The following is a 19,997-nucleotide window of genomic DNA, read 5'->3' on the forward strand; positions in this document are numbered from 1 at the left end:
CTTCCCGGGTGCAATGCTTCTCAATTAAAGAAGAACGAGCATTGTAGACGGAAAACTAAAGAAATTCTCTTAAATAAAAAACACATATGAAAGAACTCCGTCGGGAGTTTTCATAACCCGGTGCATGTAACCAGGTATAGGGTGAGCGCGTGTTCGGATTGTTAGGAAAAAAATCCAGTTCGGTGCTGGGCGTGGATATCAGTTCCAGCTCGGTCAAGTTACTGGAACTATCGAAGCAGGGCGACCGTTACAAGGTCGAGAGCTACGCAGTGGAGCCGCTACCGGCCAATGCTGTGGTAGAGAAAAACATCACGGATGTCGAGGCGGTGGGCGAAGTGCTCAAACGTGTCGCGTCCAAATCACGTACGAGCGTCAAGCAGGTGGCTGTGGCCGTCTCCGGTTCCGCCGTTATTACCAAGCTGATCCAGATGGACGGTGGTCTTAACGAGTTTGAGATGGAAGACCAGATCACGCTCGAGGCCGATCAGTATATTCCCTATCCGTTGGATGAAGTGGCAATCGACTTCGAGGTTCAGGGGCCCTCTGAGGCTAACCCGGATCAGGTCGATGTACTTCTGGCTGCGTGTCGCAAAGAAAACGTCGATATTCGGGAAGACGCTCTGGAGATTGCTTCCTTGACCACCAAGATTGTGGACGTCGAAGCATACGCACTCGAGCGGGCATACGCCCTCATCGAGCCTCAGCTTGATTCCCAGGGTGAAGAACTCGTTGTGGCGATCGTCGATATCGGCGCAACCATGACCACACTGAGCGTGTTGGCTGAAGGCAAGACGGTTTACACTCGCGAGCAGATTTTCGGGGGGAAACAACTCACCGAGGAAATTCAGCGTCGTTATGGTCTGTCCCTTGAAGAGGCCGGCCTTGCCAAGAAGCAGGGTGGCCTCCCCGATGACTACGACTCCGAAGTGCTGACGCCTTTCCGGGAAGCGGTAGTTCAGCAGGTTGCGAGGGCGCTGCAGTTCTTCTTCGGCGCAAGCCAGTACAATGCGGTTGACTACGTAGTTCTGGCTGGCGGCACGGCATCTATCCAGGGGCTGACAGAAATGGTCGAGGAAAAAACGGGCACACCCACGCTGGTTGCAAATCCGTTCGCGGACATGGCAGTGGGATCAAGGGTGAATGCGTCTTCGCTGAGCAATGATGCGCCTTCACTCATGATTGCCTGTGGGCTGGCAATGAGGAGCTTTGACTGATGGCAAAGATTAACCTCAGACCCTGGCGCGAAGAACTCCGGGCGGAGAAGCAAAAACAGTTTGTGGTGATGATTCTGGGGGCGGCCTTTATTGCTGCTGGTCTGACCTTTCTCTGGAAAACCGATATGGATAACCGTATTGCCTACCAGGAATCCAGGAACGCCTACATCGAGACCGCGACCAAACAGCTGGATAAGCAGATCAAGGAGATTGAAAACCTTAAACGCAAGCGTGATGAGCTTCTTTCGCGGATGCAGGTTATTCAGGATCTCCAGGGTAAGCGTCCGATTATCGTGCGGGTCTTTGATGAGTTGGTTCGTACGCTGCCGGACGGGCTTTTCTACACTAGCCTTACCAAAAAGAGTGAGCGGGTTGAGATTGTTGGGATGTCGGAATCCAACAGTCGGATTTCAGCGCTGATGAGGCGTTTTGAGGAATCTGACTGGTTCACTGATCCCAATCTGTCAAATGTGTCTGCTGCCGATAACCAACGTGCCGGGTACAGTCAGTTCAATCTTTCGGTAAAGCAGCAAACACCAGAGCCCGAAGGGGGGGATAAGTAATGAGCCTCGCGGACTCACTGAAAAGCCTCAATGAATTCGATATTAACGACTTGGATGTCAATAATGCCGGCATCTGGCCTGCGCCAGTCAAGGCCATCGTGGCGATCATCATCTTTGGCCTGATTCTCGGCGGTGGTTATTGGTTCTTCATCAAGGACCAATACGCTCAACTGGAGCGAGTCGAAAAGACGGAGCAGGAGTTACGGAAACGCTATGAAGACAAGGCATACCAAGTAGCAAATCTGGAAGTGTTCAAGGCGCAAATGGAAGAAATGGAAGAGACCTTCGGGGCACTGGTACGTCAGTTGCCGAGTGAAACCGAGGTGCCAGGACTTCTTGAAGATATCACCAACACAGCGTTGGGCAGCGGTCTTGAGCTTCAAGAGGTTAAGTTGCAAGGCGAGCAGCGGCGCGACTTTTATGCAGAGCTACCGATCAATATTCGGGTTACAGGCTCCTATCATGAATTGGCGACGTTTGTGAGCAGTGTGGCAAGTCTGCCTCGCATCGTGACGTTGCACGACCTAACGATAACACCAACAGGCGGTGATGGAGAGCAGCTGAATATGCAGGTTCTTGCACGTACCTACCGCTACCGGGCTGGAGAATGAGCATGGCGAGACAGCATGCAATAAAAGCCTGGATGAGTATTTGTCTGGTATCTTTCCTGACTGCGTGCTCCCAGGGAAGTGGTTTTTCCGATCTTGACAAGTTTATGGCGGACACTCGGGCTAAGCCTCGGGGGCATGTCGAACCCTTACCAGAGTTCAAGGCGTATGAGGCTTTCAGCTATTCGGCAGCGGATCGCAGAGCGCCCTTCGAACCGCCGATTGATATCCAGCTCACAATGGTTGATCAGGAACCGGAAAGCGATATCGAGCCGGATCTGGATCGGCCGAGAGAGGTTCTCGAAAATTTCGATTTGAAGGAACTCTCTATGGTAGGCACTTTAAGTGACGCATCCGGGAGCCTTTTTGCCCTGATCAAGGATGGTATGGGCGGCATTCATAGGGTGCGCACCGGAAACTATGTAGGGCAGAATTACGGCCGGATTATTGGCGTCAATGAAACCCGGGTTGAACTGATTGAAATCGTTCCCAATGGCCGGGGCGGGTGGGTCGAGCGTCCACGCTCGCTGTCGCTGGATGAGAATGAGGGCTAAGGGAGCGGCATTATGATTATTGAAAGAAACATGCATGAACAAAAAAGTTTGGGGTCGAGGCTAGCGATGTTCAGAAAACTCAATGTATACGTCGGCGTGATTGCTTTTGGGTTGTTATCCGGCCTGGCCAATGCGGTCACGCTGGAAGACGTGTCGTTTTCGTCGCTGTCCGGGGATCGGGTCGAGGTGACGCTGGCGTTTGACGGCCAGCCACCAGAACCGACCGGGTACACGATCGAGCGACCTGCCAGAATCGCAGTGGACCTCCGGGACACGACCAGCGGTCTCGACAGTCGCAACATCTCGCTCGGGGGAGGTAACGCCCAGAGCATGACGGTTGTCGAAACCAAGGATCGCACTCGCCTGATCTTCAACCTGGCAGAGCTGGCTCCCTATGAGACGGTGCGTACCCAGAACAGCCTGGTCGTCACAATCGGCAGTCAGGGTAGTGGTGTCGCAGCGTCAGGCTCGACTTCTTCCTCTACACCGATGACTACTGCATCGGGAGGACAGTCGGTCTCATCGGCAGGCAACGACCTGGCGGGAGTCGATTTTAGGCGTGGGCAGAATGGCGAAGGACGCGTGATTGTAGATCTGGGTAGTGCCAATGCATCCGTGGATCTGTCCGAGCTCGGGGGCAAGATTCGCTTGACGATGGACGGTACCAGTGTGCCGGACAATCTTCGTCGCCGCCTTGATGTTACCGATTTCGCGACACCGGTAACCCGGGTTGATACCTACACGGAAGATGGTAATGCGGTTGTGGAAATTCGTCCGGAAGGCAACTACGACTACATTGCCTACCAGTCCGGTTCGCAGTTTACCGTCAGCGTGGAAAGGCTGACAGAAGAGGAAGCTGAGTCTCGTCGAGAGGAGAAGTTCCCGTACACCGGCGACAAGCTCTCTCTCAACTTCCAGGACATCGAAGTTCGTTCGGTATTGCAGTTGATTGCCGACTTTACTGGTCTGAACCTTGTTGCCAGCGATACGGTCAGTGGCAGCATCACGCTGCGTTTGCAGAATGTGCCCTGGGACCAGGCTCTGGACCTGATCCTTAAGACCAAGGGATTGGACAAGCGTCAGATTGGTAACGTACTGCTGGTTGCTCCGGCCGATGAAATCGCCGCCCGTGAAAAGCTTGAGCTGGAGACGTCCAAGCAGATCGCTGAGCTCGCACCGGTTCGCCTGGATATCATTCAGGTGAATTACGCCAAGGCTGCCGATGTCGTTGAACTGATTAGGGCGGATGAAGAACTTATCTCCTCTCGGGGATTCGTCTCTTCAGATGCGCGTACCAACACGATCAGTGTTCGTGAAACTTCGGAAAAGCTTGATGAAATTCGCCGCCTGGTTTCGACCTGGGATGTTCCTGTTCGTCAGGTTTCCATTGAGGCTCGAATTGTAAGAGCGCAAACCAACGTTGCCGAAAATCTCGGTGTTCGTTGGGGTGGTGCCGCCTACGATGTCAGTGGTGATAACGTTTTCTCAGTGGGTGGTTCGCAGAACGCGGTTGAGGAGGCGCGTCAAGCCGCTGGTGGTACCAACAACACGATCACTTTCCCGGACGCTCTGGCGGTAGATTTGGGTGTCACCGGCCAAGGTGCTTCCTCATTTGCCATCGGTTTGGGCAGTGATGATTTTCTTGTGGACCTGGAACTCTCTGCACTGGAGAGTGACGGGCAGGCGGAAGTTGTTTCCCAGCCCCGCGTTGTTACTGCCGATCGCCAGACCGCCAAGATTAAGTCCGGTGAGGAGATCCCTTATCAAGAGGCTTCTTCCAGCGGTGCGACGTCAGTATCTTTCAAGGAAGCGGCGTTGGCTCTTGAAGTAACCCCTCAGATCACCCCGGATGACAAAATCATCATGGATCTGGTGGTTAATCAGGACTCCCGTGGTGAAGTGACCGCCGGTATTCCTGCCATCAACACTAATGAGGTAACCACTCAGGTGTTGGTTGGAAATGGCGAAACCGTCGTTCTGGGCGGTATTTTCCAGTCAGAGGTTACTACGACGACTACCAAGACTCCGTTCCTGGGTGATATTCCCTACCTCGGCCGCCTCTTCAAGCGCACCGAGCATGTTGATGAGCGTAGCGAGCTGTTGATCTTCATCACACCGAAGATCATCAAGAGCGACCTGATTCAGTAATCGGGTTGCATCCGACAAAAAAACCGCCGTGTTCCGCACGGCGGTTTTTTTGTCGGTTCATTTCCTGAAACTTATGGAAAACGTTACCCTGTGATATTCTCACGCGCCGGAATGTAGATGAGCGGAAGTTATGTCCTTGCCAAAACGAGTTGTCCTGGTCGGCCCAATGGGTGCGGGAAAAAGCACAATTGGTCGCATGCTGGCCAAAGAGCTGGGCTATCGCTTTCTCGATTCCGATCGGATTATTGAAGAGCGGTGCGGCGCCAATATTCCCTGGATCTTCGACGTAGAAGGGGAAGACGGCTTTCGGCATCGTGAAACGGCCATGTTGGCTGAACTGTCGGAATATCCACAGACAGTGCTGGCGACGGGCGGTGGCGCGGTGATGAAAGAAGAGAATCACGCGCATCTTAAACGCGATTCCGTCGTGGTGTACCTGAAAACCTCGATTGAGCAGCAAGTTGAAAGAACGAGGCGGGATCGCAATCGTCCCCTGTTGCAGAATGACGACCCCGAGGCGGTCCTTAGAAATCTGTTTGCCGTGCGGGACCCTATCTATTCGCTCTTGGCCGATGTCGTCATGTTTACTGACCGCAAGAGCCCCAGACTGGTCGTACGGCAATTGGTGAACCGGATTAATCCGAGGACACCTCGCCACAAAAGGCAAATACGTAAGGAAGGCAGAAATCATGCGTGACTCACTGCGGGAGTTGACGGTTGAGCTGGGCGATCGAAGTTACCCAATCGTTATCGGTCAGGGGCTGCTGGGTAGCTATGATCTGAGTCCCTTTGTCTCTGGTTCACAAGTCATGATCGTCACCAACGAAACGGTTGCGCCCTTGTATCTTGAGTCAGCCCGAGCCTGTTTCCCTGGAAAGCAGGTAGATACGGTTGTGCTTCCAGACGGTGAAAAATACAAGGATTGGCAGACGCTAAACCGTATCTTCGACGGTTTGCTGGGGAAGCGTCACTCCCGCAAAACCACGCTGGTTGCTTTGGGGGGTGGCGTGGTTGGGGATATGACCGGGTTTGCCGCCGCTTCCTACCAGCGTGGTGTCTCTTTTATCCAGATCCCGACGACATTGTTGTCGCAGGTGGACTCCTCGGTCGGAGGAAAGACCGGTATCAATCACCCGTTGGGCAAGAATATGATCGGTGCCTTCCACCAACCGGAAGTTGTACTGATCGATACCGACAGTCTGAGGAGCCTTTCTCCAAGGGAGGTGTCTGCTGGCCTTGCGGAAGTTATCAAGTATGGCCTGATTCGGGACACCGATTTTCTGGCCTGGCTTGAGAAAGAAATTACGTCGCTCATTGATCTGGAAACAACAGCCCTGGTGGAAGCTATCTATCGCTCATGCGCCTGCAAGGCGGACGTTGTAGCAAAAGATGAAAGAGAAGGTGGTTTACGGGCAATACTCAACCTTGGGCACACGTTTGGTCATGCCATTGAGACCTTCGCTGGATACGGCAACTGGCTGCACGGCGAGGCTGTTGGTACTGGCATGATGATGGCTGCGGATCTTTCCTTGCGCCAGGGTATGATCACCGAAGAGGATCGTGCCAGGGTTGTGCGCATTATCGAGAGAGCCAAGCTTCCGGCGCTTGCACCCACGGGGATGTCTCCCGATGATTTTCTGCGATTGATGGCAGTCGACAAGAAGAATGTGGATGGTTCGTTGCGCTTGGTCCTCCTTCGCAGGCTCGGGGATGCTGTGGTGACGGATGCGGTGGATAGGCGAGAACTGGATGCCACGCTTCGGGGCTTTTGTAGAGAAGTCTGAACAGGTATTGATCTGGGATAAAGCAGGGAATGACGGTGAACAACGAAGGACTCAATAGTCATGACGGTGGTGGTTTGTTTCCGCGACTCCAGGAGCGTTATGGGTTAAGGGCCGATCCGTTGGATATGGAAACACCCTTCTTTCCGGATGCCTCTCGCCACCACGCCCTGGAAACGCTTCGTCACCTCTGTGGTTTTGGTGACCTCGCTTTGCTTCTCACTGGTGATGTGGGGGCGGGCAAAAGTCGGTTGCTTGCGGAACTGGTGAGAAGTGAGTCTTCCCGTCTGGATTTTCATCGGGTGCCAGCTGCGGCGCTGACGAGTACTCAGGCGCTGTCACGGGCGCTGCTCGGTATTGCGCACAAGGGGTTGAATCCTGGCGAGGGTGCGCGTGACGCCATTTACGGCTTTTTCCGATGGTCTGAAATCAGGGCTCGGAAGGGGCAGCGGATGGTCCTGCTGATCGATGATGCGGATCGTGCACCCACCGAGCTACTGAGATTGTTGTTTTCTGCTTTTGAATCCGCAGATCGATCTGCGGCGGCGGTTCCTGTGTTCAGTGGCAGCGGGCGGTTGATTGAGATGCTTGGGTTGTCAGGGGACGGTGCCGGCGTGCATCAGGTTCATCTTCGCCCACTGACAAAAGAAGAAGTCGCCGCTTATCTCGAGCCCCGAATTCACCGAGCTGGTGGTAAGCCCAAGGAGTTGCTGTCGCCAGGGAAATTGTCACAATTACACAGTTTGAGTCAGGGGAGTTTTTCCCGTCTCAAGCGTGTAACACCAGCCGTATGGTTGGATATGGCATCGACCGGAGGTGGCGCCAAGCGGACGTTTTCGATGCCGATTAATCTGCGTTGGCCCGCGCTGGCCTTGGTCATACTCGCTGGTTCCTGGTGGCTTGTATCGCAGCAGTATGACGACTCTGTTGCAAGGGAGCAGTCAGAACCTGAGCCGGAAACCGTACGCAAAAGCATCACCATCGGCCCTGACAGTCCGGATATTGAACCGATTGAGACCGATGTAGAGTTGTCGGAACCGGTCGTCGAGACCAAGTTGCCCAGCGTGGAAGAATCTGATCAGGCTGTTCCAGAGCCAGAGCCAGAGCCAGAGCCAGAGCCAGAGCCAGAGCCAGAGCCAGAGCCAGAGCCAGAGCCAGAGCCAGAGCCAGAGCCAGAGCCAGAGCCAGAGCCAGAGCCAGAGCCAGAGCCAGAGCCAGAGCCAGAGCCCAGAGCCAGAGCCAGAGCCAGAGCCAGAGCCAGAGCCAGAGCCAGAGCCAGAGCCAGAGCCAGAGCCAGAGCCAGAGCCAGAGCCAGAGCCAGAGCCAGAGCCAGAGCCAGAGCCAGAGCCAGAGCCAGAGCCAGAGCCAGAGCCCGGCTTCTCTCCCTCCCGTCCATTTGCATTTGTGGATCTTGAGAGCGTAAGGGCGCGTGAAGGCTGGACAGTTCAGTTAATTGCTGGGAATCAGGAACAAACGGTGCTGAATCTGATGGATCAGTACGAATCCATTTCCGGTATACTCTACACCCAGACCCAAAGGCAGGGGCAGGACTGGTTTGTTGGCTTCTACGGCGAGTTTTCCTCGCGTGATGAGGCCCGAAAAGCAGTTGAGCGTCTTCCCCAGGCCCTGCGGGACCAGTCTCCCTGGATCAGGCAATCACGCGATTTCTGATTTTCTGTGCCTGCCTTTTTTCGTGCTTTATTCTATAAAAACAATAACCTGACTCTCTGTTTTATGGTGTGCGCTGTCTGGCGCAGCATTCGTATTGAACGTGCTTGCCCCCTAAAATAAAAACGCTTTGGTTTGAGTACGTATTTCTACGCGTGTAAAATAGCCAGCCCCCATTTTCAGTGTCGAAGGGTGAGTTAATTGTCTGTATGCAAATAACCCTTTGATTGAAAAGCATTTCTACGCGAGAGAACGCTTATGATGACAGGTTTGTATCATCCCGACGAATTCAGGGACAACTGCGGCTTCGGTCTGATCGCCCATATGAAGGGCGAGGCCAGCCACAAGTTGTTGCAAACTGCCATCGAGTCACTGACCTGCATGACCCACCGTGGTGGTATCGCTGCAGACGGAAAGACCGGCGATGGTTGTGGCCTCCTGATCCAGAGCCCGGATGCCTTTTTGCGCAAGGCCGCCAAAGCGGAATTTGGCAAGGAGCCTGAAGAGCTGTTCGCTGTGGGCCAGGTATTCCTTAACCCGGACGAGAACAAGGCCGCTGCCGGCCGTGCTGCCGTGGAAAAGCGCCTCGCAGAGCAGGGCCTGGAAATCATGGGTTGGCGGAAGGTGCCAACGGACGACAGCTGCCTTGGGCCGATGGCGCTCGACTGTTTGCCCTGGATTGAGCAGGTGTTTGTGGTTCCCGCCGGTAAAACCGAGCAGGAATTCGCCATCTCGCTGTTTGTTGGGCGCCGCCACGCTGAGCGGGACATGGCCGATGACTCCGAATTCTATATCTGTAGCCTGTCTCACCGAACATTGGCTTACAAGGGCCTGATGATGCCGGCGGACCTGGCGAACTTCTACAAGGATCTGGGCGATCCGGACCTGCAGACCGCTATCTGTGTCTTCCACCAGCGCTTTTCCACAAACACCATGCCGCGTTGGCCGCTGGCGCAGCCGTTCCGCTATCTCGCCCACAATGGCGAGATCAATACCGTTGACGGCAACCGTAACTGGGCGATTGCCCGTGCCGCCAAATTCAGCGCACCGGAATTGCCGGACCTACAGACGCTGCAGCCGCTGGTTAACCTGACGGGCTCAGATTCCTCCAGCATGGACAATATGCTGGAAGTACTGCTGGCCGGTGGTGTCGACCTGTTCCGTGCCGTGAGAATGATGATCCCGCCTGCCTGGCAGAATGTGGATACCATGGATTCCGAGTTGCGGGCATTCTATGAGTACAACTCCATGCATATGGAACCGTGGGATGGGCCAGCCGGCCTGGTTCTCTCCGACGGTCGCTACGCCGTCTGTATGCTGGATCGGAACGGACTTCGCCCGGCTCGTTGGGTAATCACCAAAGACGACTTCATTACCCTGGCGTCCGAGATCGGCACTTACGACTATAAGCCCGAAGACGTGGTGGCCAAGGGACGTGTCGGTCCGGGGCAAATGCTTGCTATTGATACCGAGTCCGGCGAAGTCCTGCATACGAAAGACGTGGATAATCGCCTGAAGTCGGCCCAGCCCTACAAGCGCTGGCTGCGGGAGAACTCCCTGCGGGTTGAAACCACGCTGAATCAGGACACACCTGACTTCAAGCTGATGCAGTCCGACGAGCTCCATATACACCAGAAAATGTTCATGGTCTCCTACGAGGAGCGTGACCAGGTTCTGCGCCCTCTGGCTGAGAACGGCCAGGAAGCAGTAGGGTCGATGGGGGACGATACGCCCATGGCCGTGCTCTCGAGCCGTGTCAGGCACGTGGCTGACTACTTCCGTCAGAAATTTGCCCAGGTGACCAACCCGGCCATCGATCCGCTTCGGGAGTCCATCGTGATGTCCCTGGAGACGTGTATTGGCGCGGAGCGTAACGTGTTCGAGGAAACGCCGGAGCACGCTAACCGCATCATCCTGACAACGCCGGTGCTCTCGCCGGCCAAGTACCTGAAGATCGCCAACAATGATCGGCCCGGATTCGAAGTTGCTCGGATCAACATGAGCTACAGCCCGGAAATGGGGCTTGAGCAGGCTGTGCGTAACGTGTGCGACGAGGCTGAGCAGGCAGTCCGCAACGGCAAGGTGATCCTGATCCTGACCGACAAGGATCTGAAAGAGGGTGAGCTGCCGGTCAATGCCATGATGGCAACGGGCGCCGTTCACCATCACCTGGTCAAGAAAGGCCTCCGGTGTGACTCCAACATCCTGGTTGAAACCGGTTGGGCCCGCGACCCGCACCAGTTTGCTGTGTTGTTTGGCTTTGGCGCTACGGCGGTCTATCCGTACCTGGCCTACCAGGTGCTTAACGACCTGATTCGCACCGGCGAACTGATGATGGACCCCATTGATGCGAAGAACAACTATCGCAAGGGTGTCAACAAGGGCCTGCTGAAGATCCTGTCCAAGATGGGGATCTCCACCATCACCTCCTACCGGGGGGCGCAGCTATTTGAGGCGATTGGCCTGGCAGATGATGTGGTGGACCTGTGTTTCAAAGGTGTTCCCAGCCGTATCCAGGGCGCCGGCTTCTTTGATTTCCAGCAGGATCAGGAACAGCTGGCGGCGGTGGCCTGGAAGCATCGCAAGCCCATCACCCAGGGTGGCCTGTTGAAGTATGTCCACGGTCAGGAGTACCACGCTTTCAACCCGGATGTAGTGGGTAAGCTCCAGGAAGCCGTGACCAGTGGTGATTACGGGCAGTACATGGAGTACGCCGGGCTGGTAAACGAGCGCCCGGTGTCCACGCTTAGGGACCTTCTTGGGTTCCGCAAGGATATCAAGGCGATTGATCTGTCCGAGGTGGAGCCAGTGGAGAATATCTTCCCGCGCTTCGACTCGGCGGCCATGTCCTTGGGTGCGTTGTCTCCGGAGGCTCACGAAGCCCTGGCGGTAGCAATGAACACCTTGGGTGGTCGTTCCAACTCCGGTGAAGGCGGGGAAGATCCGGCCCGTTATGGCACGGAGAAACGTTCCAAGATCAAACAGGTGGCGTCTGGCCGCTTCGGCGTCACCGCTGAGTACCTGCGCAGTGCCGATGTCATGCAGATCAAGGTGGCCCAGGGTGCCAAGCCCGGTGAGGGCGGTCAGCTACCCGGTGGCAAGGTCAATGACCTGATTGCCCGCCTGCGCTACTCAGTGCCCGGTGTGACGCTGATTTCGCCACCACCGCACCACGATATTTATTCGATCGAGGATCTGGCGCAGCTGATTTTCGATCTCAAGCAAGTTAACCCGAGCGCACTGGTGTCTGTAAAGCTGGTGTCGGAGCCTGGTGTAGGCACCATCGCTGCTGGTGTGGCCAAAGCCTATGCCGATCTGATCACGGTTTCGGGCTACGACGGTGGTACAGCGGCCAGCCCGTTAACCTCCATCCGTTACGCCGGCTCGCCCTGGGAACTGGGCCTGAGTGAAACCCAGCAAGCGCTGCGCGCTAACGACCTGAGGGGCAAGATCCGTTTGCAGACGGACGGCGGTATCAAGACCGGTCTGGATGTGGTCAAGGGCGCTATTCTGGGCGCTGAAAGCTTCGGTTTCGGCACCACGCCAATGGTGGCTCTGGGTTGTAAGTATCTGCGTATCTGTCACCTGAACAACTGTGCCACCGGCGTCGCGACCCAAAACGAGCACCTGCGGGAAGAACACTTCAAAGGCACCGTTGAAATGGCGATGAACTTCTTCCGGTTCGTTGCGACCGAGACCCGAGAGTGGATGGCCAAGCTGGGCGTTCGCAACCTGGAAGAACTAGTAGGGCGTGTTGATCTGCTGGAGCGTCTGCCCGGCGACACCCCGCGCCAGAAGAAGCTGGATCTGACGCGTCTGTTGTCTAACGACCACATTCCGGCAGACAAGCCCAACACCTGTCAGGTGGAGCGCAATCATCCGTTTGATGAAGGTAAGCTTGCCGAGCAGATGGTGAAAGACACAGCGGATACGATAGCCAGCAAGGCTGGTGGTACCTGGTCCTACAGGGTTACCAACTGTGACCGGTCGATTGGTGCTCGCCTGTCCGGAGAGATTGCCCAGTTGCACGGCAACCAGGGCATGGTCTCGGCGCCCATCACTCTGGATCTGACTGGCACCGCCGGCCAGAGCTTCGGTGTCTGGAACGTGGGCGGTCTCAACCTGCTTCTGGAAGGCGATGCCAACGACTATGTCGGCAAAGGCATGACCGGTGGCAAGTTGGTTATCCGGCCACCGTCCGGAAGCGACTTTAAAACCCAGGATACCTCGATCGTAGGTAACACCTGCCTCTATGGTGCAACCGGTGGCAAACTGTTTGCCGCTGGCACCGCCGGTGAACGCTTCGGTGTTCGTAACTCCGGCGCCCATGCGGTGATAGAAGGTGTGGGCGATCACTGCTGCGAATACATGACGGGTGGTTTGGTCACAGTTCTTGGCAGCACCGGTCACAACTTCGGTGCTGGCATGACGGGTGGTTTTGCCTACGTGCTGGACTTGAACAACACCTTCGTGGACAAGTACAACCATGAGTTGGTCGAGATTCAGCGGATATCCAGCGAGGAAATGGAGTCCTACCGTAATCACCTGCGCGGTGTGGTCCGCGAGCATATTTCTGAAACCGCGAGCGAGTGGGCAGAGCATATTCTTGACAATTTCGATGACTACATTGGCCGCTTCTGGCTGGTCAAACCCAAGGCGGCGAACCTTCGCAGCCTGCTGGCCAGCACCCGGGCGCGTCCCGAGTAAAGGCGGTTGAAACAGGTAGAGGGCATTGCTGGAGAGGCTGTGCCCGCGTCGAAATTGAGTCTGATGAGAGCGTCACAATGAAAGAACGACTGAGTAACGACTTCCAGTTTGTCGAAGTAGGGCGTGTCGACCCGAAAAAAGTACCGGCAAAGAAGCGCAAAAAAGAGTTTGGTGAAATTTACCATCCATTCACCCAGGATAATGCCGCGTCGCAATCGCACCGTTGCCTGGAATGCGGCAATCCGTATTGTGAGTGGAAGTGCCCGGTACACAACTACATCCCGAACTGGCTGAAGCTGGTGTCGGAAGGCAACATCATGAGGGCAGTTGAGCTCTGTCACCAGACCAACTCCCTGCCGGAAGTCTGTGGCCGCGTTTGCCCCCAGGATCGTCTGTGTGAAGGGGCCTGTACCCTGAACGACGGCTATGGCGCAGTAACCATCGGGTCGGTGGAAAAATACATTACCGATACAGCCTTTGCTCTGGGCTGGAAGCCGGATATGTCCGCCGTCAAATGGACCGACAAAAAAGTGGCAGTGATCGGTGCTGGTCCGGCCGGCCTTGGCTGTGCTGACGTTCTGGTACGCAACGGTGTAAAGCCGGTGGTGTTTGATATTTACCCGGAAATTGGCGGCCTTCTGACCTTCGGGATCCCCGAGTTCAAGCTTGAGAAGTCGGTCATGACCCGTCGCCGCAAAGTGTTCGAGGAAATGGGCGTAGAATTCCGCCTGTCCACGGAGGTGGGCAAGGACGTGATGATGGCCGACATCCTCGAGGAGTACGACGCTGTCTTTATGGGGATGGGAACCTACACCTACATGAAAGGCGGTTTCCCGGGCGAAGATCTGCCAGGCGTCCATGATGCACTGCCCTTCCTGGTCTCGAATGTGAATCGTCGTCTTGGGTTTGAGAAAGACGCCGACGATTTTATCGACATGAAAGGCAAGCGAGTGGTTGTGCTCGGCGGCGGCGATACCGCCATGGACTGTAACCGCACCTCGATTCGTCAACAGGCAGCGAGTGTTACCTGTGCCTACCGTCGTGACGAACAGAACATGCCGGGCTCGCGCCGGGAAGTGTCCAACGCCAAGGAAGAAGGCGTTAAGTTCATGTTCAACCGTCAACCGATCGCCATTATTGGCGAAGACCGGGTTGAGGGAGTCAAGGTGGTTCAGACTCGCCTCGGCGAGCCCGACGAAAACGGCCGCCGTCGTCCGGAAGTGGTCGCTGGCAGTGAGGAAGTGATTCCGGCCGATGCAGTTCTGGTGGCCTTCGGATTCCGTCCGAGCCCGGCCGACTGGTTTGACGAGTTGAAGGTAAACACCGACGACTCTGGCCGTGTCAGCGCTCCGGAGGAAGTGGAGTTCGGCTTCCAGACCAGCAATCCCAAGATATTTGCCGGTGGCGATATGGTCCGTGGTTCGGATCTGGTCGTAACGGCTATCTGGGAGGGTCGCCAGGCGGCGGAAGGTATCATGGATTACCTGGATATCTGACAGCCCCCGGTTTCATCCGGGTTGGAAGGGCGGCTTGCGGACGGCGGGCCGCCCTTTTTTATTGCCACAAACCGGGTATCATTGCCCTCCTAAACTTTGACAGACAGCAGACTGGGAATGCTATGACCGAGCTGAAAAATGACCGTTTCCTGCGTGCGCTGATGCGTCAGCCCGTTGATCGCACGCCAGTGTGGATGATGCGCCAGGCAGGTCGATACCTGCCGGAATACCGAGCGACTCGGGCCAAAGCCGGAGACTTTCTCAGTCTGTGCAAAAACACACCGCTGGCCTGTGAAGTGACGTTACAGCCGTTGGAGCGGTTCCCGCTGGACGCTGCCATCCTGTTTTCAGACATCCTCACCATTCCTGATGCGCTGGGGCTTGGCCTGTACTTCGAAACTGGCGAGGGCCCGAAATTCCGTAACACTGTCCGCTCCGCTGCCGACGTAGCCGCGTTGCCCAAAATCAATGCGGAAGTAGACCTGGACTACGTGATGAATGCCGTGTCCACCATCCGTGGCGCACTTAATGGCAGCGTTCCGCTGATCGGCTTCTCTGGCAGTCCCTGGACGCTTGCCACGTACATGATTGAAGGTGGTTCCTCCAAGGACTTCCGCGAGGCCAAGAAGCTGATGTACGGCCAGCCGGAGGTGATGCATCAGTTGCTGGACCATTTGGCGGATTCGGTGATTGATTACCTGAACGGACAGATTCGAGCCGGCGCCCAGGCGGTCCAGATCTTCGATACCTGGGGCGGCGTGCTGAGTAGTTGGGCGTATCAGGAGTTTTCCCTCAACTACATGAAAAAAATCGTCGCCGGCCTGATTCGAGAGAACGACGGGCGTCGCGTACCCGTTATCCTGTTCACAAAGAATGGCGGCCAGTGGCTGGAGTCGATAGCGGAATCCGGTGCTGACGCGGTCGGTCTGGACTGGACAACGGACATTGGCAAAGCCCGTGCTCGCATTGGCGATCAGGTTGCCCTGCAGGGCAACATGGATCCGGCCATGCTTTACGCGCCGCCGGAGCGGATTCGCCAGGAAGTGGCCGATATCCTGTCCCGCTACGGCACCGGCCCGGGCCATATCTTCAACCTCGGGCACGGCATTACCCCGGACGTTGATCCGGAGCATGCCGGAGCGTTTATTCGCGCGGTGACTGAGCTGAGTCCGGAGTATCACCAGTAAGATTGATATCTTGGGGTTTCGGGCGGTTGTTGGGCCTTTCCAAAACACGCCCGTAAATACGTCCATGTAGGGCTCGGTCGCGCCATCCCTGGCGCTCAACGGTTTTGGAAAGCCCCAACAACCGCCCTCTGTCCGGCTTCTGCGTTAACGCTCCGCAGAGCCACTGTTTGGTGTTAGCGCTAGATAGAAGCTTCTGTGCGGTCTATAGTCATAACAGACGAGACCGGTCAACAGGAGTAACCCTTGCCAACCAAAGCCCCCGAAAAACGCCGCTTCCACAGAATCTCCTTCGATGCCGAATGCGAACTGCATTGGCAGGACGAAGTGTGGGTGAGTGAGGTGTTGGATATTTCACTGAAGGGCGTACTGGTAAAGCGGCCGTTGGAGTGGAGGGTTCCGCTGAAGCAGCCTTGCGAAGTGATCATCCATCTCGACGATCACGAAACCGGGATCGTGATGGCGGTGGAGTTACGGCACATTGAGGAAGAGCGGTTGGGGTTCAAATGCCAATATATCGATCTTGAAAGTGCGACCCACCTAAAACGCCTGGTGGAACTGAATCTGGGGGACCAAGCGTTATTGGAGAGGGAGTTTGCACATCTGATTGATTGAGGCTAGGGATTTCCGGAGGTAACTGCGAAGCTGGTAGGCAGGATTGGAAGGGCCTTTCCAAAAATGTGCGGAGCCATGGATGGCGGAGCCCAAGCGCACATGGATGTGCTTGAAGCGTTTTTTGGAAAGGCCCTTCCAATCCTGCCTGGCACCAAAAAACCAGGCTAGAAACCAAGTCTCAAAGCTCCTCCAAAGCCGACAACGCATCACTAAGCTTGGTCACGGGAATAACCTTCATCCCCTCAATAGCCTTACGAGGCGCATTAGACTTAGGCACCAAAGCGCGGGTAAACCCATGCTTGGCAGCTTCGTAAATGCGCTCTTGGCCACTGGGCACCGGCCGAATCTCACCAGAAAGGCCAACCTCACCGAAGATCACCAGATCCTGAGGCAGGGCACGGTCGCGGAAGGACGACACGATGGCCGCAAGCAGCGCCAAATCCGCACTGGTCTCGTTAACCTTCACGCCGCCCACCACATTCACAAACACATCCTGATCCGACACATGCATGCCACCATGGCGATGCAGCACCGCCAGCAGCATCGCCAGCCGGTTCTGATCCAGGCCCACAGCAACGCGTCTCGGATATCCCCCCTGGGCCATATCCACCAGCGCCTGAATCTCCACCAGCATAGGCCGAGTGCCTTCCCAGACCACCATCACCACGCTGCCGGGAGCTGCCTCCTCGCCGCGGTTCAGGAAGATGGCACTGGGGTTCTTCACTTCCTTCAGGCCCTGTTCCAGCATCGCAAACACGCCCAACTCGTTAACCGCGCCAAAGCGGTTCTTGATGCCCCTCAGGGTGCGGTAACGGCTATCGCTGGAGCCTTCCAGCAGGATGGAGCAGTCGATCATATGCTCCAGTACTTTCGGCCCAGCCAGGCTGCCATCCTTGGTAACGTGGCCCACCAGGAATAGAATAGTGCCGGTCTGCTTGGCAAAGCGGGTCAGGTAAGCTGCGCTTTCGCGAACCTGGGAGACACTGCCTGGAGCGGATTCCGACTCGGCGACATGCATAACCTGGATACTGTCCACCACCAAAATGCGCGGCTTTTCAGCCTCGGCAACCTGCATGACCCGCTCGACACTCGTTTCCGAGAGCATCTTCAGGTCTTTGGTGGGCAGCCCCAGGCGCTTGGCGCGCATGGCGACCTGTTGCAGCGATTCCTCGCCTGTGACGTACAGGGCTGGAACGCTGGACGCCAGGTGGCAGACCGCCTGAAGCAAGAGGGTGCTCTTACCAGCGCCAGGATGGCCGCCCATCAGGATGGCGGAACCTTCCACAAGCCCGCCGCCCAGAACGCGGTCAAACTCCTGCATGCCGGAGCTGATGCGCGGCTGTTCGGCAAGGCTGACGTCGTCAAGGCTTTTTACCTCTGAGAGACTGCCCGCAAAGCCCTCAAAGCGGGCGCCGCGGGCACCCTTGGCGTTGCCGCCACTGATGCCGCGGACCTCGCTGATCGTATTCCAGGCCTGGCAGGCGGTGCATTGCCCCTGCCACTTTGAATAATCTGCGCCGCATTCGGAGCAGACATAGGCGGTTTTTGCTTTTGCCATCAGGCCAGCTTCTTATACTTCATGCGCTGGGGCACCATGGCAGAGTCGCCCTTCCGCTTCTTGTGATCCTCATCGTATTCGCTGAAGTTGCCTTCGAAGTAGACCACTTCACCGTCGTCCTCAAACGCCAGGATGTGAGTGGCCACACGGTCCAGGAACCAGCGGTCGTGCGAGATCACCAAAGCGGAGCCTGGGAAGTTGAGCAGGGCTTCCTCCAGGGCACGCAGGGTTTCCACGTCGAGATCGTTGGTCGGTTCGTCCAACAGCAGCACGTTGCCACCTTCCTTGAGCAGTTTCGCCAGGTGCAGGCGGTTGCGTTCACCGCCCGACAAGTCGGCCACACGCTTCTGCTGGTCGGAGCCCTTGAAGTTGAAACGACCTACATAGGCTCGTGACGGGGTTTCGTAGTTACCGATCTTGATAATATCGTTGCCGTCGCTGAGCTCTTCCCAGACGGTGTTGTCGCCGTTCAGGTCCCGCATCTGGTCCACGTAGGCCAGTTTTACGGTTTCACCGACTGTGATGGTGCCGGAATCGGGCTTGTCGTAGTCGCCGATCATCCGGAACAGCGTGGACTTGCCCGCGCCGTTGCCACCGATGATGCCAACGATCGCACCCGGGGGCACACTGAGCGAGACGTCTTCGTAGAGCAGGCGGTCATCGAAGGACTTGCTGATGCCATCGATCTCAATCACCTTGTCACCCAGGCGAGGGCCAGGTGGGATGTATAGTTCGTTAGTTTCGTTGCGCTTCTGGAATTCCTGGGAGCTCATTTCTTCGAAGCGGGCCAGGCGGGCCTTGCTCTTGGACTGGCGGCCCTTGGCGTTACTGCGCACCCATTCCAGCTCGTGCTTGATGGTCTTCTGGCGAGACGCTTCCTGTTTGGCTTCAACTTCCAGGCGTTTTTCCTTGTTCTCCAGCCATTGGCTGTAGTTGCCCTCAAACGGAATGCCCTGACCACGATCCAGCTCCAGAATCCAGCCGGCCACGTTGTCCAGGAAGTAGCGGTCGTGGGTGATGGCAACCACGGTGCCGGTGTAGTCGTGCAGGAAGCGTTCCAACCAGGCTACAGATTCGGCATCCAGGTGGTTGGTGGGCTCGTCCAGCAACAGCATGTCCGGGCTGGACAGCAGCAGACGGCAAAGCGCCACGCGGCGGCGCTCACCGCCGGAGAGGTTTTTTACCATGGCGTCCCAGGCCGGCAGGCGAAGGGCATCGGCCGCCACTTCCATCTTGCGCTCAATATCGTGGCCGTCGGAAGCCTGTATAAAGGCTTCCAGTTCGCCCTGTTTCTTGGCGAGGGCATCAAAGTCGGCATCCGGCTCGGCATAGGCGGCATAGACCTGATCCAGCTCCGCCAGTGCGTCATGGACGCCCGAGACCGCCTCATCGACGATTTCCTTGACGGTCTTGGCGTCGTCCAGTTCCGGTTCCTGGGGCAGGTAGCCGACGTTGATGCCGGGTTGGGGGCGGGCCTCACCAATGTAATCCTGGTCGATACCGGCCATAATACGTAGCAACGTAGATTTACCAGCGCCGTTCAGGCCCAGTACGCCGATTTTCGCGCCTGGGAAAAAGCTCAGGGAAATGTCTTTGAGGATTTCACGCTTGGGCGGAACCACCTTGCCCACGCGGTTCATGGTGTATACGTATTGCGCCATGTGTCGGAATCCTTCTTGCGAGTGTAAGTGTCGGAATTACTGATGGTGTCTGACTAAGGCCGTCGGTCAGGGCGATCCGGGATCGTCAAAATCAAGGATGATTTTGTCGAGCGTACAGGGACGTATTCACAGCGTATCCCGGATCGCCCTGACCGATGGCCGTAACGCCAATAGCTAGTAGCCGCAACCAATGAATATTGACCGAGTAAGGTATCGAAACCAACCGGGGATAGCAATTGA

At 56.3% G+C, this 19,997-nt stretch carries 15 protein-coding genes; 13 read left to right on the plus strand and 2 right to left on the minus strand.

Going from position 1 to position 19,997, the window contains the following annotated elements; translation table 11 throughout:
• Nucleotides 1-149: 149 nt before the first annotated feature.
• The 13 genes from AAGD24_RS04785 (at nt 150) to AAGD24_RS04845 (ending at nt 16,538) form a co-directional block, all read left to right on the plus strand.
• Nucleotides 150-1,214 carry a pilus assembly protein PilM gene (locus tag AAGD24_RS04785; protein ID WP_036203576.1) on the plus strand — a complete coding sequence of 355 codons (1,065 nt, stop codon included), beginning with the start codon at nt 150-152 and terminating at the stop codon, nt 1,212-1,214.
• Nucleotides 1,214-1,777, plus strand: coding sequence for a PilN domain-containing protein (locus AAGD24_RS04790; protein WP_041335802.1), 564 nt, complete (start codon nt 1,214-1,216; stop codon nt 1,775-1,777). The genes AAGD24_RS04785 and AAGD24_RS04790 overlap by 1 nt, the downstream gene beginning before the upstream one ends.
• Nucleotides 1,777-2,388 carry a type 4a pilus biogenesis protein PilO gene (locus tag AAGD24_RS04795; RefSeq protein ID WP_379866708.1) on the plus strand — a complete coding sequence of 204 codons (612 nt, stop codon included), beginning with the start codon at nt 1,777-1,779 and terminating at the stop codon, nt 2,386-2,388. Before AAGD24_RS04790 ends, AAGD24_RS04795 begins: the two co-directional genes overlap by 1 nt.
• A 2-nt stretch (nt 2,389-2,390) precedes the next feature.
• Nucleotides 2,391-2,939, plus strand: coding sequence for a pilus assembly protein PilP (locus tag AAGD24_RS04800; protein ID WP_036203584.1), 549 nt, complete (start codon nt 2,391-2,393; stop codon nt 2,937-2,939).
• A gap of 66 nt (nt 2,940-3,005) precedes the next feature.
• Entirely contained in the window at nt 3,006-5,087 is a 2,082-nt protein-coding gene (pilQ, locus tag AAGD24_RS04805; protein ID WP_177190642.1) for a type IV pilus secretin PilQ, read from the plus strand.
• A gap of 130 nt (nt 5,088-5,217) precedes the next feature.
• Complete coding sequence (gene aroK, locus AAGD24_RS04810; protein ID WP_036203590.1) at nt 5,218-5,784, plus strand: shikimate kinase AroK; 567 nt, start codon at nt 5,218-5,220, stop codon at nt 5,782-5,784.
• Nucleotides 5,777-6,871 carry a 3-dehydroquinate synthase gene (gene aroB / locus AAGD24_RS04815; RefSeq protein ID WP_075195818.1) on the plus strand — a complete coding sequence of 365 codons (1,095 nt, stop codon included), beginning with the start codon at nt 5,777-5,779 and terminating at the stop codon, nt 6,869-6,871. Before aroK ends, aroB begins: the two co-directional genes overlap by 8 nt.
• A gap of 29 nt (nt 6,872-6,900) precedes the next feature.
• Nucleotides 6,901-8,283, plus strand: coding sequence for an AAA family ATPase (locus tag AAGD24_RS04820; RefSeq protein ID WP_379866710.1), 1,383 nt, complete (start codon nt 6,901-6,903; stop codon nt 8,281-8,283).
• Between the two features lie 61 nt (nt 8,284-8,344).
• Complete coding sequence (locus AAGD24_RS04825; protein WP_379866712.1) at nt 8,345-8,539, plus strand: SPOR domain-containing protein; 195 nt, start codon at nt 8,345-8,347, stop codon at nt 8,537-8,539.
• 255 nt (nt 8,540-8,794) lie between these two features.
• A complete protein-coding gene (gene gltB, locus AAGD24_RS04830; RefSeq protein ID WP_199480878.1) occupies nt 8,795-13,243 on the plus strand; it encodes a glutamate synthase large subunit in 4,449 nt (1,482 codons plus the stop codon).
• Nucleotides 13,244-13,320: 77 nt separating this feature from the next.
• Nucleotides 13,321-14,739 carry a glutamate synthase subunit beta gene (locus AAGD24_RS04835; RefSeq protein WP_007154607.1) on the plus strand — a complete coding sequence of 473 codons (1,419 nt, stop codon included), beginning with the start codon at nt 13,321-13,323 and terminating at the stop codon, nt 14,737-14,739.
• 122 nt (nt 14,740-14,861) lie between these two features.
• A complete protein-coding gene (gene hemE / locus AAGD24_RS04840) occupies nt 14,862-15,926 on the plus strand; it encodes a uroporphyrinogen decarboxylase (RefSeq protein ID WP_136633842.1) in 1,065 nt (354 codons plus the stop codon).
• A gap of 243 nt (nt 15,927-16,169) precedes the next feature.
• Nucleotides 16,170-16,538: a PilZ domain-containing protein gene (locus AAGD24_RS04845; protein ID WP_036203604.1), complete on the plus strand. Its 369-nt coding sequence runs from the start codon at nt 16,170-16,172 to the stop codon at nt 16,536-16,538.
• Between the two features lie 178 nt (nt 16,539-16,716).
• Here AAGD24_RS04845 and radA read toward each other — a convergent pair whose 3' ends face one another.
• Entirely contained in the window at nt 16,717-18,096 is a 1,380-nt protein-coding gene (gene radA, locus AAGD24_RS04850) for a DNA repair protein RadA (protein WP_036203607.1), read from the minus strand.
• A complete protein-coding gene (gene ettA, locus AAGD24_RS04855; RefSeq protein ID WP_036203610.1) occupies nt 18,096-19,757 on the minus strand; it encodes an energy-dependent translational throttle protein EttA in 1,662 nt (553 codons plus the stop codon). The genes radA and ettA overlap by 1 nt, the downstream gene beginning before the upstream one ends.
• Nucleotides 19,758-19,997 lie beyond the last annotated feature (240 nt).

The sequence above is a fragment of the Marinobacter sp. M5B genome, from assembly GCF_042604615.1.
In the GTDB taxonomy this organism is placed as follows: domain Bacteria; phylum Pseudomonadota; class Gammaproteobacteria; order Pseudomonadales; family Oleiphilaceae; genus Marinobacter; species Marinobacter salarius.

Coding starts and splice junctions, on each gene's coding strand:
- AAGD24_RS04790 (WP_041335802.1), top strand. CDS start 1,214: ATGGCAAAGATTAACCTCAGACCCTGGCGCGAAGAACTCCGGGCGGAG.
- AAGD24_RS04795 (WP_379866708.1), top strand. CDS start 1,777: ATGAGCCTCGCGGACTCACTGAAAAGCCTCAATGAATTCGATATTAAC.
- AAGD24_RS04800 (WP_036203584.1), top strand. CDS start 2,391: ATGGCGAGACAGCATGCAATAAAAGCCTGGATGAGTATTTGTCTGGTA.
- pilQ (WP_177190642.1), top strand. CDS start 3,006: ATGTTCAGAAAACTCAATGTATACGTCGGCGTGATTGCTTTTGGGTTG.
- aroK (WP_036203590.1), top strand. CDS start 5,218: ATGTCCTTGCCAAAACGAGTTGTCCTGGTCGGCCCAATGGGTGCGGGA.
- aroB (WP_075195818.1), top strand. CDS start 5,777: ATGCGTGACTCACTGCGGGAGTTGACGGTTGAGCTGGGCGATCGAAGT.
- AAGD24_RS04820 (WP_379866710.1), top strand. CDS start 6,901: ATGACGGTGAACAACGAAGGACTCAATAGTCATGACGGTGGTGGTTTG.
- gltB (WP_199480878.1), top strand. CDS start 8,795: ATGATGACAGGTTTGTATCATCCCGACGAATTCAGGGACAACTGCGGC.
- AAGD24_RS04835 (WP_007154607.1), top strand. CDS start 13,321: ATGAAAGAACGACTGAGTAACGACTTCCAGTTTGTCGAAGTAGGGCGT.
- hemE (WP_136633842.1), top strand. CDS start 14,862: ATGACCGAGCTGAAAAATGACCGTTTCCTGCGTGCGCTGATGCGTCAG.
- radA (WP_036203607.1), bottom strand. CDS start 18,096: ATGGCAAAAGCAAAAACCGCCTATGTCTGCTCCGAATGCGGCGCAGAT.
- ettA (WP_036203610.1), bottom strand. CDS start 19,757: ATGGCGCAATACGTATACACCATGAACCGCGTGGGCAAGGTGGTTCCG.